Annotated in this window: 14 protein-coding genes; 9 read left to right on the top strand and 5 right to left on the bottom strand. The window is 44.5% G+C overall.

The window, feature by feature from the left end; genetic code table 11:
- The first annotated feature begins 42 nt into the window (after positions 1-42).
- Positions 43-1,176: a glutamate 5-kinase gene (gene proB, locus A3729_RS00320; protein ID WP_068554938.1), complete on the top strand. Its 1,134-nt coding sequence runs from the start codon at positions 43-45 to the stop codon at positions 1,174-1,176.
- A 64-nt stretch (positions 1,177-1,240) separates the two neighbouring features.
- Here proB and rpsT read toward each other — a convergent pair whose 3' ends face one another.
- From rpsT to A3729_RS00340, 4 genes are all read right to left on the bottom strand, one after another.
- Positions 1,241-1,507, bottom strand: a complete 267-nt coding sequence (gene rpsT, locus A3729_RS00325; RefSeq protein WP_068511686.1) for a 30S ribosomal protein S20 — start codon at positions 1,505-1,507, stop codon at positions 1,241-1,243.
- Between the two features lie 164 nt (positions 1,508-1,671).
- Positions 1,672-2,880 carry an iron-containing alcohol dehydrogenase gene (locus A3729_RS00330; protein ID WP_068512303.1) on the bottom strand — a complete coding sequence of 403 codons (1,209 nt, stop codon included), beginning with the start codon at positions 2,878-2,880 and terminating at the stop codon, positions 1,672-1,674.
- 108 nt (positions 2,881-2,988) lie between these two features.
- Positions 2,989-3,276, bottom strand: a complete 288-nt coding sequence (locus tag A3729_RS00335) for a hypothetical protein (RefSeq protein WP_068512300.1) — start codon at positions 3,274-3,276, stop codon at positions 2,989-2,991.
- A 68-nt stretch (positions 3,277-3,344) separates the two neighbouring features.
- Positions 3,345-3,920 (bottom strand): hypothetical protein, encoded by a 576-nt coding sequence (locus tag A3729_RS00340; RefSeq protein ID WP_068512296.1) that lies wholly within the window; start codon positions 3,918-3,920, stop codon positions 3,345-3,347.
- Between the two features lie 185 nt (positions 3,921-4,105).
- Between A3729_RS00340 and A3729_RS00345 the strand changes: the two genes are divergently transcribed.
- The gene (locus tag A3729_RS00345; protein ID WP_068632941.1) at positions 4,106-5,557 is read left to right on the top strand and encodes a hybrid sensor histidine kinase/response regulator; all 1,452 of its coding nucleotides are present in this window, start codon (positions 4,106-4,108) and stop codon (positions 5,555-5,557) included.
- Between the two features lie 203 nt (positions 5,558-5,760).
- Here A3729_RS00345 and A3729_RS00350 read toward each other — a convergent pair whose 3' ends face one another.
- Positions 5,761-6,675 carry a haloalkane dehalogenase gene (locus A3729_RS00350; protein WP_068512287.1) on the bottom strand — a complete coding sequence of 305 codons (915 nt, stop codon included), beginning with the start codon at positions 6,673-6,675 and terminating at the stop codon, positions 5,761-5,763.
- A gap of 85 nt (positions 6,676-6,760) precedes the next feature.
- Here A3729_RS00350 and A3729_RS00355 point away from each other — a divergent pair, with 85 nt between their 5' ends.
- The 7 genes from A3729_RS00355 to ileS all read left to right on the top strand — a co-directional run bounded on the left by A3729_RS00355 (position 6,761) and on the right by ileS (position 16,714).
- Complete coding sequence (locus tag A3729_RS00355) at positions 6,761-7,294, top strand: DUF411 domain-containing protein (RefSeq protein WP_068553661.1); 534 nt, start codon at positions 6,761-6,763, stop codon at positions 7,292-7,294.
- 285 nt (positions 7,295-7,579) lie between these two features.
- On the top strand, positions 7,580-11,134 hold the full coding sequence (locus A3729_RS00365; protein WP_068512283.1) for a trypsin-like serine protease: 3,555 nt from the start codon (positions 7,580-7,582) through the stop codon (positions 11,132-11,134).
- A 61-nt stretch (positions 11,135-11,195) separates the two neighbouring features.
- Positions 11,196-11,486, top strand: coding sequence for a hypothetical protein (locus A3729_RS00370; protein ID WP_156491851.1), 291 nt, complete (start codon positions 11,196-11,198; stop codon positions 11,484-11,486).
- A gap of 14 nt (positions 11,487-11,500) precedes the next feature.
- Entirely contained in the window at positions 11,501-12,100 is a 600-nt protein-coding gene (rrtA, locus tag A3729_RS00375) for a rhombosortase (protein WP_068509929.1), read from the top strand.
- A gap of 182 nt (positions 12,101-12,282) precedes the next feature.
- Positions 12,283-12,603: a hypothetical protein gene (locus A3729_RS00380; RefSeq protein WP_068512276.1), complete on the top strand. Its 321-nt coding sequence runs from the start codon at positions 12,283-12,285 to the stop codon at positions 12,601-12,603.
- A 204-nt stretch (positions 12,604-12,807) separates the two neighbouring features.
- Positions 12,808-13,794, top strand: coding sequence for a bifunctional riboflavin kinase/FAD synthetase (gene ribF, locus A3729_RS00385; RefSeq protein WP_068512273.1), 987 nt, complete (start codon positions 12,808-12,810; stop codon positions 13,792-13,794).
- 85 nt (positions 13,795-13,879) lie between these two features.
- Positions 13,880-16,714, top strand: a complete 2,835-nt coding sequence (gene ileS, locus A3729_RS00390) for an isoleucine--tRNA ligase (RefSeq protein ID WP_068553664.1) — start codon at positions 13,880-13,882, stop codon at positions 16,712-16,714.
- Position 16,715: the final 1 nt, after the last annotated feature.

Consider the following 16,715-nt stretch of genomic DNA (forward strand, 5'->3'; position numbering starts at 1 on the left):
TGTGGTGAGTGGTTTTGTGGTGGGCGATAGGGTTGTATCAATATGACTGAGTGTACTGGGCGCGCTGAGCTAAGTCGTGCAAACCGTTGGGTTGTGAAAATCGGCAGTGCATTGCTGACTGATGATGGTAAGGGCTTGGCTCGAGAGTCTATCGGTGACTGGGTGGCGCAGTTGTCTAAGTTGCATCGTCAGGGGCTTGAAATTATTTTAGTGTCTTCCGGATCTGTGGCGGAAGGTATGGCGCGCTTGGGGATGAGCGAGCGTCCTCAGGAGTTACACTTGCTGCAAGCTGCGGCTGCGGTCGGGCAAATGGGTTTGGTTCAGGCCTATGAAGAAGAGTTCCAAAAGCATGGCTTGCATACAGCTCAAGTCTTGTTGACGCACGATGATCTGTCTAACCGCAAGCGCTACTTGAATGCTAGAAGTACCGTTCGTTCAATTGTTGAGTTGGGTGCCATTCCAATTATCAACGAAAATGATACGGTTGTGACGGATGAGATTCGTTTTGGTGATAATGATACCTTGGGGGCTTTGGTTGCCAACTTGGTTGAGGCTGATGGCCTGATAATTTTAACGGATCAGGCGGGGATGTTTGATAAGGATCCGCGTCGAAATGCTGATGCGCAAATGTTGACTCAGGTATTGGCCTCAGATGAGCGGCTAGAGGAGATGGCTTCCGGTGGTGCAGGTGCGCTAGGGCGTGGTGGAATGGCGACCAAGGTGCGAGCAGCCCGTTTGGCGGCGCGTTCCGGTGCTTATAGTGTGATTGTTGGTGGCAAGATAGAAAGTGTTTTGTTGCGCTTAAGAGCGGCAGAGGATTTGGGTACTATGATGCTGCCTTCAACCTCAAGACAAGTTGCGCGTAAGCAATGGTTGGCAGGGCATCTCCAGACAGCAGGTAATTTGGTGCTTGATGATGGGGCTGTGGCAGTGCTAGAGCGTGGTGGTAAAAGTTTACTGTCTGTCGGGGTTGTTTCGGCAAGTGGTCGTTTCAAGCGTGGTGATATGGTCTCGTGCAAAGATAGTTCTGGCAGGGAATTTGCGCGAGGCTTAGTAAATTATGATGCGCCAGATGCGAAGAGGATTCTAGGTAAGTCGAGTGACGAAATCTTATCGATTCTAGGCTTTTGCCATGAAGCTGAGCTTATTCATCGTGATAATCTTGTGTTGCTTTGAGATGCTAAACTTCAGGCATAAAAAAACCGGCGTTTGCCGGTTTTTTTATGCCTGAGAGCGAAGCTTAAGCTTTAAGGGCTTTAACTTGTGCGTTCAGGTTGCTCTTGATGCGAGCGGCGCGGTTTTTAGGGAAGATGCCCTTGTTTACCATGCCGTCGATAATTGGCTGAGCAGTTAGGAAAGCTGCTTGTGCGTTATCGTAGTTTCCGCCAGCAATTTCAGCGTCTACTTTTTTGATGTAAGTTCTAACCATTGAACGTTGGCTAGCATTGTGTTGGCGGCGTTTCTCTTGCTGACGCGCGCGCTTTTTTGAAGATGGGGAGTTGGCCACCGTGTTGCTCCTAAATTTCGCGGATTACTAAAAAATTAACTGGGAGCGCTTACACTTGATGTTGCTGAAAAGTGCTCGATCCCAGTTCATATAAAAATGACGCGAGACTATGCCGTTTTATTAGTCCTTTGTCAATAGTCTATGCTTAGACTTACTTGCTTTACTTAAGCGACCATTTTATTCAGCAGGTTTTCACATACCTTCTGGTTCATATACTTGGGCACTGGGTAGTTAAGATGTGCTTCTTCAAGAGCTGATTTGGCAATCTTTGGGATGTCCTCGGTCTTAAGGTCGCCAAGTTGCTCAGGGATGTCAAAGCTTTTGAGCATTTCACGAATTCGCTGAATAAACTTATCGGCAAGTTCCCTGTTGCTTTCTTTACCTTCTTTTAGCCCGCTTACTTCCGCGAGCTTGGCAAGACGTTCTGTAATTTCATCTTTTGAATAATCCAGAACATGCGGTAGGACAATCGAGTTGGCCAAACCGTGTGGTGTAGAGTAATACGCACCAAAGTTGTGGGCGATGGCGTGAACATAGCCTACGCTCGCTTTGGTGAAAGCCAGGCCGGCATAGTAAGACGCCATAGCCATATTTTGTCGAGCTTCCAGGTTGCTGCCATCTTTCACTGCTGTTTCAAGATTTTCCATGATTAGACGTGTAGCAGCTGTTCCGTAAGCGTCGGTCTCATCGGTAGCATTAACTGAAATGTAAGACTCAATCGCATGAGTCAGTGCGTCCATTCCGGTTGCAGCCGTCACTGCAGCAGGTAGGCCTAGCATCATTGCGCCGTCTAAAGCGGCCATCATGGGTACCAGTTTAGGGTCAATGATAGGTGTCTTTTGATGGGTTTCAGGGTCTGATACGACAGACACGATGGTTACTTCTGAGCCAGTGCCTGCAGTTGTCGGGATGGCGAATAGTGGCAAAGGTGCTTTACGTAACTTGAATAAGCCGGCCATCTTCTCTAATGGCTTGTCATTTGTTGCGCGTGCTGCGATAGCCTTGCTTGCATCAATCGGTGAGCCACCGCCTACGGCAAGAATTGCTTCGCAGTTGTTGTTTCTTAATAAGTCTAGACCTGCTTGTACCTGATCATAGGTTGGGTCAGGAAGAATGCCGTCGTAGATTACGTATTTGATGTCAAGTTCTTCCAAGCGAGCTTTGATTTTGTCGATTAGTCCGATGCTGACGAGTACTTCATCGGTCGCAATCATTAGCTTTTTAATGCCTAGTTGGCCAATAGCATCGCATAATTCCAGTGAGGAGTCTGCACCAGTGAAAAGCGTTGGCTTTGGCATCGGAACGACTGCTGCAGCGACCTTTAGTGCTTTTGCTAGACCTTTGTAATATTGAACTTTTAAAGAAAATAACATGACAATACCTAATCGTAATTCGCAAAGTTGTAGAGTGGATGTTTAGAGTAACTGCTCTAAAAAAATAGAGTATAAGCTCTAATTATTGAAAAGTAAAATGACTTGGAGTCATGCTATACGAATTCGTACTACTTTCATCAGCTCAAAATCCATTCCAGCGAGCTTTTGTGTGTCTGAATAGTAGGTTAGGTTGACTCGAGCGCCTTTTAGGTTTTTGTAGGTTTTTTGTCGCTTAAACTGAAATGGCGTATCGCAATCTTCAAGCATTAGCGTATTAACTAGCCAGCCATCATCTTGCTCACGTTGTACATGAGAGATAACTTTCTTGTCTTGGGAGTGGATAAGATTGCGATGCTTTTTGATGAGGCTATCAGCATCAGATTTTATTTTGGACATGGGGTTGTGGGTCTACTTAAGGAGGACTTTGTTTTAGTTTGGTGAGTAATGCCTGGGTGGCCATATGTTTAATAAGGTTCTTCCATCATTTTTAGGATATCGTTCAAAAAGGGCTTGATCGCTTCTTTGTCCGCAGTGCTTGCGCTCGACAGTATCTGTTTCACCATGGCTTGGTTTTTCTCAATAGCATTGCTTAACACTTGTTTGTGCTCCGGGCTGATGTCACTCGAATTCCTTAAGGCTTCAAGTCGGCTGGTGTCCATCATTTCCGGGTTCGCCTCAAATTCAATAGCGGCAGCCGCTTTGGTAATTCTTAAGGTGATCGCGGCCCACTCATCGATACTAGAGAAACCTTGAGACTGAACAAGCTGATTGGCGCTTGAATATAAGCCCGCTGCTTTCAGGGGGGATATCATGCTTTCAGGTGTCATCTTACTTGGATCTTCGACTTCGGTTTCATCCTTAGTCTTTGCTTCCAGTTGGGCTTGGTGCTTCTTACCCCAGTCTTCCAGGGCGTCTTGAGACTTCATCCAAGATGAAATTAGTTGTTCTGATAGCTTCGTATCGGTCGCAATGGCGTCTTTTGCATGGGCTGTCGCCAGCAATAATAAGCAGAAGGCGCTGACTAATTTTAGAAAATTCATATAAAAGATCGCTTAATTAATGGCTCTGTGAGTATTTTAATCGTGAAAACAATACGAACTCTACTATATTAAATAGCTATGTGCTTAATAATTACCTGGAGGTAATTAAGGGGTCTTGTTCTTGATCTCTTTTTTTAATTTAGGGTGAATAGAATAGAACTAAGATTCACTTGTTGGGTTGTTTGATGAAAAATACTGTTTTGATTGTTGAGGATAGCAAAGCGTTTGCATTGAGTGTAGAGGCGGCGCTGAGACAAGAAGGTAGTTATCAAGTGCTGGTCGCGCTTAATTATTCTGAAGCGGTTCAGTTAGTGGAGCTGCATCAAGAAGAAATATTTGTTGCGATCACAGACTTGAACCTGCCCGATGAAAGTGATGGCGCTGCTGCAAAGCTAATGGCAGAAAAGAGTATTCCATGTATCGCTTTTACCGGCAACTTTAGTCCAAATCTACGTGAGATGGTTTTATCCTTGGGCGTATCCGATTATGTGTTGAAGAACGGGCAGCAGGATATCAGTTACGTTGTGCAGGTGATTAATCGAATGTCTGCCAATCGGAGTATGGAGGTTTTGGTCGTTGATGATGCACCGTCATCCAGAGATTTTATGAGTGCATTGCTCGAGAAGCAGTGTTTTAGTGTTACCTCTGTGGGGTCGGCTGAAAAGGCGCTGGATTTGCTCGACCAGGGTTATCAATACAAAATTATTCTTGTCGACTTGATTATGAATGGCATGGATGGATTTGAGTTGCTGGGTGCTTTGCGTTCACGCTTTGATATGAGTCAGATGGCTATTATTGGTGTGTCAGGAAAGGCATCATCAGACCAAATAGCGCAATTTATGAAGCATGGTGGGAATGACTTTCTATTAAAACCTTTCCAGCAAGAGCAAGTATGCAGTCGAGTCAACGCCAATGCCCAGCTTCTGGATCAGTTCTCTGAGTTGAGTAGTTTGAACCAGCAGAAGAATGAGTTGCTTGGTATGGCGGCTCACGATATTCGTGGCCCTTTGGGTGTTGTATCTTCAGCTGCGAGTATGTTGAAAAGGGAAATATCCGGAGAGCACCCGGAAATGTTGCTGGGTTTAGTTATCGAAGCTGCAGAGAGTATGGAGGAGTTGCTGGATAGATTGCTTGATGTGAGTTCGATTGAGGATGCTAATATCTCAATCGATATAGATCGGGAAAACCTTTGTTCCCTATTGGATAAAGCTGTTGCTGATGCCCAGCTCCTGGCGAATGATAAGCAGCAAAAACTTAACTTGGAATTGCCAGTCGAAGCCGTATGGGTTGAAGCAGATAGCATGCGAATTAAAGAAGTTGCCTATAACCTGATTTCCAATGCAATTAAATACTCGCCAGTTGGTGGGAAAATTGATGTTCGTTTATCGAGTAATCATAAAAAGGTGCGTATCGAAGTGATTGATGAGGCTGGTGGAATACCAAAGGCCGAGCAGCACTTATTGTTCAAGCCATTCTGCAATATATCAACCAAGCCAACAGCTGGAGAGCGAAGTGCAGGCTTGGGCTTGTCAATCTGTCAGCGAATCATGAAACTCCATAAGGGTGAAATCAAATACCGTTCGAATGCTCAGGTGGGGAGCATCTTTGAGGCGGTCTTGCCTTGCGCGAATGACTGAGAGCTTGAAAACAATTGTTACATAATGAAAGAAAAGTGATACATACATCACGTTTTTAATGTCGTATTCTACAAACATTGAAGTACGGGGAAGTGATTCAGGCCCTCTGACCCGGAATAGGTTTCATTATTTTTCTTTGAAGTATTTGTTGTGATTTTGACCCGACTTTTTAGTCGGGTTTTTTATTGCCTAAGAAAAACTCTCTATGAGGCTGGGATTATATGATGATCTATCTCTGTTAGTAGGTTATTGACGACTTGCGCAAATTCGGCTCCTGAATCTTCTTGAAGAAAGTGGCCGCCTTTAAGTTTTACGTGTTTCATTCCCTTTGCACCAGGAATCTTCTTACGCATATACTTATCACCGCCTCGTGTTATAGGGTCTCCATTGCTGAATGCGGTAACGAAAGGCTTTTGCCATTTTTCTAATACCGCCCACGCTGCCTTGTTCGCTTTGCTTGCCGGGTTGTCCGGGCTTGTTGGTACTAAAGCCGGAAAAGCCCGAGTGCCTGCTTTGAACTGCTTGGATGGAAAGGGTGCATCGTAAGCGCGCTGCTCGTCTTTGCTAAAAGATTTAAAACTCCCCATCTCTACGATTTTTGCAATAGGGAACCAGGGGCTATTAAGCGCAAAAGCTTTCCATATCTTAAAAGCGGAAGGTACGTCTTCTTCACCTGTTGGTAGCATGCCATTACCGACTACAATTGCTTTGAAGCGCTCTTCATTTTCTGCCGCGAGTCGAAGGCCGAGCAATGAACCCCAGTCTTGGCAGACCAGTGTAATATTGTTTAAATCAAGCGCGTTGATTAAGGATAGGAGCCAGTCCATATGGCTTTGATAGGAGTAGTCTTCAATATTGACAGGCTTATCTGACTTGCCAAAGCCAATTAAGTCGGGAGCGATGACTCGATGCCCCGCAGCAGTGCAAATAGGGATCATGTGGCGGTAAAGGTATGACCAGCTGGGTTCACCATGTAACATGAGTATTGGGTCGGCACTTCCCGGGCCTTCGTCTATATAATGCATTCTCAAACCACCGACGTCGGTATAGTGAGCAGAAAAGCTATAGTTCGGCAGGTTTTTAAAGCGTTCATCAGGCGTACGGACAAATTTGACCATGAAAGAATTCCTTTATTGATAGGTCGATCTTTTTATTCAGAATTTAACTATAGCAGCTAGATTAAAAGGGTGAGGTAATTGCGATATGCAAATAGATAGAGAGAGATCTGTTTCGCTAGTTCGGCGCTTTATGATACTGAGTATGATGCTGGCGTTTGGTATCTTGAGTGCATGCGGTCAATCAGAGGATTCGTCTAGTACTGAATCGAGCGCAGCAGATAGAACTTTGACTGTTTATAAAACAAAGAGTTGCTCTTGTTGTTCTGAGTGGGTGGATCATATTCAACAGGGCGGTTTGTGGGCCATAGTTGTGAACCAGGATTCGGTGGCGCATATAAAAGATTTCTATCAGCTGCCTGCTAATGCTCGCTCCTGTCATACTGCTGTGTCGTCAGAGGGTTTCGTGTTCGAAGGACATGTTCCAGCGAAGTTTATTAAACAATTTTTATCAAACCCACCTGCTGGCTCAGTTGGTTTGATTGTTCCTGCAATGCCCTTGGGTAGTCCGGGTATGGAATACCAAGACAAGTTTAACCCTTATCAAATATTATCTATGAATCAAAAAGGTGTGCTTGAACCTTACGCTTCGATTGACTCATATGCTCAGCAGTTTGATTAGATTTGATCTGGCTTGATCTATAGAGCTTGTGTAAATGTTTTTGGAAAAAGGTAAATTTCGTAGAAACTTCCCATAAGAAAGGTTTATAGCGTCACAAAATTTAAATGCAGTTGTACAGTGTTTTTATAATCAATAGGGCTGGCTATAAAAGACTGATAAAATTCGAGGAGTTTTTTGCTGTGTTCCTGATGCATGATTTTAGTTGTTTTATATCTCTCAGCGTTTTACTTGTGCAGTACAGGTCCAGTTCAATATATAAAGATTATGAGTTCCATAGAGGTCAGGATGGCTAAGGGTATGTTTCTTTCAATGTGTGGTCAGGCTTTAGTTGCTAGGCGCAATGTCGGTATTGTTCGGGTGATGTTATTTGCCATGCTTGCTTGTGTTGCGAGTAGCTCTGCTCTCTCAGCTAATCGTATAGTCGGTGGCGACGAAGTTGAGGTAGAGAGTGATTACCCTTGGATGGTATCGCTCCGAAATTCGGCAACTGGCGAGCATGAATGTGGCGGTACCTTGATTCATGAACGTTGGGTGATGTCTGCTTCGCGTTGTTTCTATGAAGAGCCTGCTGAAGCAATTTCCGTCTATGTTGGAGATTATGATATCTCACGAATTGAAGAAACTGAGCGGCGTATTGGGGTGATTAGTCGCGTGGAGTCAGGTCGAGATTTGATGTTGCTTGAGTTGGCCGATGCGGTTGATGTGAGTGTTTATCCACCTCTTGAATTAGTTAGCTCAGCCATGTTTAAAGGTGTCGAAGCAGGTCATTTGCTAACAATTGTTGGATGGGGGGATCGTGATGGCAACCCCAATCTTATTTCTAGTGGGGGCGGTGAAGACACAATAAACGAAGACTTTCCAAGCGTATTGCATGAAGTGAATGTACCGTTGTTCAACCAGACCGAATGCAATAAAGCCTTCCTGAATGGCGATTTAGAAACGTCGTTGGGAGCTGACTTTTTACCAATATATGGTAATGCTATTGACGGTAAACATATTTGTGCAGGTTATATCGAAGAGACAGGTGATGGGCTTCAAGGTCTATGCGAAAAAGATAGTGGCGGCCCTTTATTATTTCAAACAGGTGGTGAATGGTTTCAAGCCGGCGTGGCAAGCATAGCTCCTTCTGTTTGTGGAAGTCTGGATTATCCAGATGTTTTTACCCGGGTTTCAGCGTTTAAAGAGTGGGTGGACAATATTATAAACCCTGTTGATTTGACCCCAGACAAGCTTTCTCTGCCTGAAAATGTTACTTCAAGTATATTGGAGGATGGTGAGAACCCTGTATGTAGTGGTGGCTCGGATGAGTCTTTAAAATACAGAATAAAAGAGGTTAATGGGTTTTCTTTAAGCTTTACAAATAGTGCTGCTGATAGCTTTGTAATTGATAGTGTTGAGCTTCAAGTTGATGAGATTGAAACCAATGAATGTGGTGTAGGAACGGTAAAATATACACCTTCCGAGCTATCGATTACCAGCATGGAAGATAGTGCTTTGCCTGATTGCCAGGGCTCTGAGTTAGCTCCGGGGGAGAGTTGCGAGGTCCATATTCGGATGAACTTCCTTTCGCCTGGTATCAAGTTTGCTACCTTGATGATAGGGGTTGAGGGTAAAGAGGAAAGCTACTCGTTTGAGTTGAGTGGTAATGTGATAGGGGAAGCTGATTTTAGCTCAAGTGTGGGTGAGGGAGTGTTTTTCTTTATAGAGAAGCAGAATGAGTGGGATTTACAGGGAGATATTGTTTCCGAATTAGTGTCAGACTACACCCTATATGAGCAAACGATGTTGATTGGTAAGGTTGATGGTAGCGGCCAATTGAGCTTTGACTGGAAAGTAGATGATACGAGTGTAATGGATGTCTCATTGTGGATAAATGGTGAAGAGCTTAGTGAATATAAGCCGGCTGAGGCTTATGGTCGTGAGACTATCGTGTTACCTGAAGATCAGGTCAATACTGTTGAGTGGCGCATGGCTAGGGGAGAACTTTGGCGTTCTACGAGTGAAAGTTCATTAGGGGATGAAGGCAAGACCTTGTATTTGAAGTCGGTTAATTTTACAGCAGATAACCCAGATGTAGCTGAGGATACAAGTCCTAGCAATTCAAAGTCTAGTGGTGGAGCATTCCACCCACTAGCGCTAGTGTTTTTGGCAGTGCTATTTTTCTTTCGTCGAAACGCTGCAGGTATATCGAAAACCTATCGTGCCATGAGTGTGGTGATTGTAATGCTCGTTGTTTCTTCAGGTTGGGCTCGCGCGGAAAATAGGATTATTGGTGGTGTTGACGCTGAGTTTAGGGATTACCCTTGGATGGTGTCATTACAAAATAAATATACTGGTGAGCACTTTTGTGGTGCAACCTTGGTGGATGAATACTATGTATTAACGGCATCTCACTGCTACGCCGGGGAGGCTTTGGATAGCATTGTTGCGGTTATTGGTGCGTATGATTTGAGTAACTCGTCTGGATATGATTTGCCAGAGCAGAGTAATGCTCGAGCCGTTAATCTCATAGAATATAATGAGGCTGAGAATGGCGATTATTTATTGTTTCAGCTTGCTGAGGCTGTGAGTGATGTGCCGACGCTTCCGTTGGCGACAGAGGCAGATATGCGCAAAATTGCTGAAGGTGATTCCTTGCGCGTTATCGGTTGGGGGGATATAGACCCAGACGATAGTGTCGCGACTTACCCGGATGTTCTTCAAGAAGCAGATGTAACGCTAATGAATCATGAGACTTGCCAGGATAATTATGCCGAGATTGGTGATGAGGTGACTGACGACATGATATGTGCGGGTGTTCTAGCTGGTGGTTTAGACTCTTGCCAAGGAGATAGTGGTGGCCCTTTGCTTTGGCAGAATGAGGATCGTGACTGGGTTCAGGTTGGTGTTACGAGCTTTGGTGAAGGGTGCGGGCAGGCACAGTACCCGGGAGTTTATACTCGTGTAGCTTCTTATTTGGATGATTTTGAGGGAGTTAAAGAGTGGTCTGATGTTGTGTTGAATGCTCAATATCTGGGGGAAATGACTGTAGGGTATCCATATGAATATACCTTGAATTTAACTAGTAATCTGGTTCAGCCTTTTGAGATCAGCTGGATGCAATTTGGGTCTGGTGATGTGAGCGGGTTTCAGGTTGTCGGTGATCGTTGTTCAAATGACGTGCTGTATTTGGGTGATAACTGCGAGTTGGATTTGAAGCTGGACTTTGATCAGGATGGTGAAAAAACGGCTGTAATGACGGCAATATATACAAATGAAGGATTTAATTGGTATCGCTTATCTACCAGAGTATATCCGGAAAACGATATGGAAATAGCTGGAAGTGGTATTGATTTTATCCTTGAGTCAGCGAGTACATGGCGAAATGTGGGGGATAGTGAGTTAGCGGTGGAAATGCCAGACACGCAAGATATATCACGTTTCTCTTCACGCTTTTCCCGGGCGGGAACGCTTGCTTTTGACTGGCTACTATCAAGCTCTGATGTGATGAATCTGGATGTTTATATTGATGGTGTTCGTCAAACGACTGAAGTGGTTGACGGTGTTGAGCAAGATTTAGTCGTAGGAAGTAGCTATTCGAACGTCGTTATAGAGCTGCCTGAGGGTGGCGCTTATGTTGAGTGGGTGTTGGCGAGAAAGCGAGGCGCTAGCCTTGGTTTGGGTGAGGGGGACGATGCGCGAATTGCATCAATTAGTTTTACCGCAATTGAAGCAGAGCAAGAGGAAAGTGACAGCAATAAAAAGTCTGATTCAAGTGGTGGCGCCATTGCTTGGCAACTGATATGTCTATGTTTGCTATTGCTGACTTATCGTCGTAGGTTCTTAAAACTTGCGCCTTAGTCTTTATTTGAGTGTTAGATTGATGTTACGTATGGTTTTAGTTCGGTTTGTTGGTGTGCTCATGCTTTCAGGGGGTGTGTTAGCGGGTGGCCCTGAAAATCAAGTTCCGGAGCCGATAGTGCTGCAGTCTCTTGATAACGAGGCGATCACCTTCCAGGCAAAAAGCAATGGCTGCACCAAGCCTGAAGACTTTCGGATGAGAGTGCAAGGGCGCGACGTGTCTGTGCTTAGGGTGAAGAAAGACTCTTGTCGACGAATGCCTTTTTGGAAAACATTTTCACTTCCCATTTCTCTGGATTCCAGAGAAGTTCAGGTTTATTTATTAAACCCTCTTGTCCTTAGACCTCTTTAGGTCTGCTTCTAGGTATGGAAAATACTGATTCTAGAAAGCACTTATTGCAGCTTTCTATTACTTTTCTCATATTTGTTATTCCTTCGTTTGCTATAGAGCTTAGTGACACCTTTTTATTTGAAAATAGCCAGTTTGATTTTAGCTTTGATCGGCAGCGTATTGCTGAAGGGCAATGGTGGCGCTTGCTGGTGGGGCATTTTGATCACCTGAGTTGGTTTCATCTCGGTTTGAATGCTCTATTCCTTGGGGTTTTGTTGTTTACCTTTTCAGGCTTGGGGCGAGCGGTGCGTATTGTTTCTTTGCTCTGCGCTTTCTTTCTTATTATTAGCGTCATGATATGGTTCTGTAGTCCGGGTCTAAGTGTCTATGTGGGCTTGTCGGGAGGCTTATACGGTCTATTGGTTTATGCTTTGTATCAAGATCACTTGTACCCACTGTGGTTGCGTGTGCTAGTGTTTTTGGGTTTATTGGTTAAGGTTGTCTACGAATACTTTGCTGATGCTAGCGAGCAGGTAGCAGAGCTAATTGGTGGTTCAGTTGCGACAGATGTTCATGTTTATGGTGTGTTTGCTGGTGTGCTGAGTGTTATTTTCTTAAGAATTTTTCGTATTTGATTGATAGCTGTGTCGCAACTTAGACACTGAGATTGTTATCGATTGTTAAATCACTTTATTTTTTGTGTTCGATATCATTTAATAGTCTGACTGAAATTTGCTCAATAAATGGACAAACGTAAATGAAGGATATCTGCGTTGAATTTGTTTAGGTGTAGGGAGTGAAAGTGAAGGAGAGTCTTATGAAAAGTTTAAAACAGTCAGTTGTCGTAAAGTTGATGTCAGCTTTTTTGTTTTCGGTGATATTTGCCAGTGCGTCGGCTTATGCAGAAGATGACGAGTTTGTTCCTGCTTACCAAAATGAAGGGAACTATCAGATGGAAGATCCTGATAAATATTTTACCTACCGTGAGGGGCGTAAGTATTACACTTCTGGTAAGGAAAACGGTATTCGCGTGAATGAGAATAACGAAGAGTCAACCGATGAGACCGTTGGTATTCTGACCTTTATTCTTGCACCAGCGACAATAATTTATATGAACCTAGTAGGTTGGTGGGAATAAGTCTTACTTTTCATTCTGCAAATAGAAAGCTGCATTTCTTAAATATTCGGGCGGTAAATTGCCTAGATTGCAAAGAAATGTGGCTTTTTTCATTTCTATTAGCTAGCTGTGGTCTGAGTTGATTGAATCTTCCCCTCCTGAGCAAGTATAATCGGCGACTATTTTGTGGCATGTTTTTACTAGGAACTTATACAAGCTGTGGCGATGCGATTATTAAGAGGGATGCATAACCCCGGGCTGATAGCAGCTTGTCAGCACTTAAGCACAAATAAAAGTTCGCCTAATACGGCATGTGTTGCAACGATTGGCAACTTTGATGGTGTGCACCTTGGGCATCAAGCGATTCTAGAGCAAGTAGTTACCGAGGCAAAAACACAAGACTTACGGTCCGTTGTTATTATTTTCGAGCCTCAACCTCTTGAGTATTTTAAAGCCGATGAAGCGCCTGTTCGTTTAATGCGCTTTCGAGAGAAGTATCAGGCGATATCCGAGTACGGTATCGACTTTGTATTTTGCTTAAAATTTGATGCGCATTTGAGTCAGCTTAGTGCAGAAGAGTTTATTCAGCAGGTTTTGGTGGATCACCTGAGTATTAAGCACCTGGTGATTGGTGATGACTTTAGGTTTGGGGGCGACCGCTCGGGTGATTATGCGCTCTTGAAAGAGGCGGGAAAGCGCTTTGGTTTTAGCGTTGAAAGTACTCAGACAGTTGAGTGTGAAGAATCACCTCTTAGAGTTAGTAGTACGCTGATTAGAGAATTGTTGGCCAAGAGTAATTTTAGTGCTGCTGAGAATGCTTTAGGGCGCCCTTATAGTTTCATGGGTAAGGTTATCCACGGCCAGAAACTTGGACGCCAATTAGGGTTTCCGACAGCGAATGTAGCCTTAAAGAGAACGAAAGTACCATTTTCAGGTGTCTATGTCGTAAGCCTTTATTTGAACGGTGAGGATAATACCCCTTATCAAGGTGTAGCGAATGTTGGGGTTAAACCAACCGTTGGGAATTACTTGCCTTCTCTAGAAGTACACCTGTTCGGCTTTGATCGAGATATATATGGCCGAAATGTTCGAGTTGTTTTTCATCAGAAAGTACGTGATGAGCAGCGTTTTAATGGTATTGACGCTCTGAAAGAACAGATAGATAAAGATGTTAAGCAGGCCAAGGAATATTTTAAAAAATTGGCCAGCTAGAAAGATATAAACGCGATCTTGATAAAAAATTATTGAGTGCCTTAGTGATCTAAGGACAATATTGACAACCTGATGTGACAATAATATGAGTGATTACAAGCATACTTTAAACCTTCCCGAAACCAAGTTTCCAATGCGTGGCAATCTGGCTCAGCGAGAGCCTGGCATGTTAAAGCAGTGGCAGGATATGGATTTGTATCAACAAATCAGAACCGCCCGGGCGGGAGCAGAGAAGTTTATTCTTCATGATGGCCCTCCGTATGCAAACGGTAGTATTCATATTGGTCACGCGGTTAACAAGATTCTTAAAGATATTATTGTCAAAGCGAAAACAATCAGTGGTTATGACGCACCTTACATTCCGGGTTGGGACTGCCACGGCTTACCGATTGAACACAATGTCGAAAAGAAAAAAGGCAAGGCCGGCGTAAAAATAGACTACCCTGAGTTTCGTCAGGCCTGTCGTGACTACGCGGCTAAGCAGGTTGCAGGCCAGAAAGAAGACTTTATTCGTCTAGGTGTTCTGGGTGACTGGGATAAGCCTTACCTAACCATGGACTTTAAGTTTGAAGCCGATATTGTCAGAGCCTTGGGACAAATTATTGAAAACGGCCACTTGCAGAAAGGCTTTAAGCCGGTTTACTGGAGTGTTGTCGGTGGTTCTGCATTAGCTGAAGCAGAAGTTGAATATCAGGATAAGCAGTCAACAGCGATCGATGTTCGTTTTAATGTCGCCGACCAGACTGCTGTTTACGAGGCTTTCTCTGTTGATGCGCAAGATGTGCCTATGTCTGTTGTGATCTGGACGACCACGCCATGGACATTACCTTCTAACCAAGCGGTATCTTTAAACGCTGAATTAGAATATGCCTTGGTTAAGGCTGACGCGGGTAATGGCACTGAGCTACTTATCATGGCTGATGCTTTAGTTGATGATAATGCTGAGCGCTATGGTTTGGAGTCTTTTGAAGTCTTAGGCCGTTGTATTGGCCAGGCGCTTGAGAAACAAGCGTTGATTCATCCTTTCTATCGAGATCGTCAGGTTCCCGTTATTTTGGGTGACCACGTCACTACCGACGCGGGTACCGGTGCGGTTCATACAGCACCCGATCATGGTGTAGACGATTTCAATGTAGGTAAGAAGTACGGTTTAGGCACGCTCAACTATGTTGATGGCGGTGGCACTTTCCGTTCTGATGTCGACAAGTTTGCTGGCCAGCATGTTTATAAGGTTGATGCAGCGATTTTAGAAGAGCTAGAGAGCCAAGGCGCACTGCTTAAGAAAAAGGTCTTCACACATAGCTATCCGCATTGTTGGAGAACCAAGACTCCGCTGATTTATCGTGCGACGCCGCAATGGTTTGTCAGTATGACCCAGAACGGTTTGAAAGAAGCTGCATTGGAAGCGGTGAAAGGTGTTCAGTGGGTACCTGAATGGGGTCAGAATCGTATCGAAGCAATGTTGGAGCAAAGCCCTGATTGGTGTATCTCTCGCCAGCGTACTTGGGGTGTTCCGATTACTTTGTTTGTTCATAACGAGACACAAGAGCTTCATCCTGATACACAAAATTTGATCGCTAAAGTAGCTGAGAAAATTGAACAGAAGGGTATTGATGCCTGGTTCGAATTGGATGCGAGCGAATTATTAGGTGATGACGCTGAGAATTACACAAAAGTAACCGACACTTTAGATGTTTGGTTTGACTCGGGCGTGACGCATGCCGCGGTATTAAAGCAGCGCGAAGAGCTAGGTCAGTACCCTGCCGATTTATACTTGGAAGGCTCGGATCAACACCGTGGTTGGTTCCAGTCCTCTTTGAAGACGGGTATCGCGATTAATAATGCAGCACCTTATAAGCAGGTGTTAACACACGGCTTCACCGTTGATGGTGAAGGCAAGAAGATGTCCAAGTCTTTGGGTAACGTTGTTTCGCCACAAGAAGTGATGAACAAGCTAGGGGCTGATATCTTGCGTTTCTGGGTAGCGGCAACAGACTATAGTGGTGAAATGACGGTTTCTGACGAGATCCTCAAGCGAGCTGCCGAATCTTATCGTCGTATTCGAAATACTGCGCGCTTCCTGTTGTCTAATATCAATGGTTTTGAGCCAGAGAAGGACTTGGTAGCGCCTGAAGAGATGATGTCACTAGATCGTTGGGCGGTTGATAAAGCCTTAGAGCTTCAAACTGAATTGCAAGAAGCTTATGACGAGTATAGTTTTCTTAGTGTTTCACAGAAAATTGTTCACTTCTGCGGCGTTGATTTAGGTGGTTTCTATCTGGATATCATCAAAGATCGACAGTACACCACTCAGGCAGATAGTCTAGCTCGTCGTTCATGCCAAACAGCGATGTACCATATTCTTGAAGCGATGACTCGCTGGATTGCGCCAGTTCTAAGCTTTACTGCAGACGAAATCTGGGCGGTTATGCCTAAGCCTAAGGGTGAAGAACGTGCATCAAGCGTAATGCTTTGTTCCTGGTACGAAGGTTTGTTTGCGATGGATGCAGATAGCCAGCAAGGTTCTGAGTTCTGGGCAACGGTGCTAGAAGCGAAAACGGCTGTGAATAAGCGTATCGAAGAAGAGCGTAATGCGGGCAAGATCAAAGGTTCTCTTGGAACAGAAGTGAGCTTGTATTGTGAAGGCGGTTTGTACGAAGTGCTTAAGTCCTTGGGCGATGAGCTACGTTTTGTCTTGATCACCTCTGAGGCGACAGTTGGCGAACTATCGGCTGCTGAAGGTGCGCTACCAAGCGAAATGGAAGGCTTACTGATCAATGTTAAAGCATCTGAACACCAGAAGTGTGAGCGTTGCTGGCATCACCGTGAAGATGTCGGTCAGCATGAAACGCATAAAGATTTATGTGGCCGTTGTATTGATAATGTTGATGGCGCTGGCGAACAGCGACAGTTCGCATGAG

This window comes from Oleiphilus sp. HI0043 (assembly GCF_001634935.1).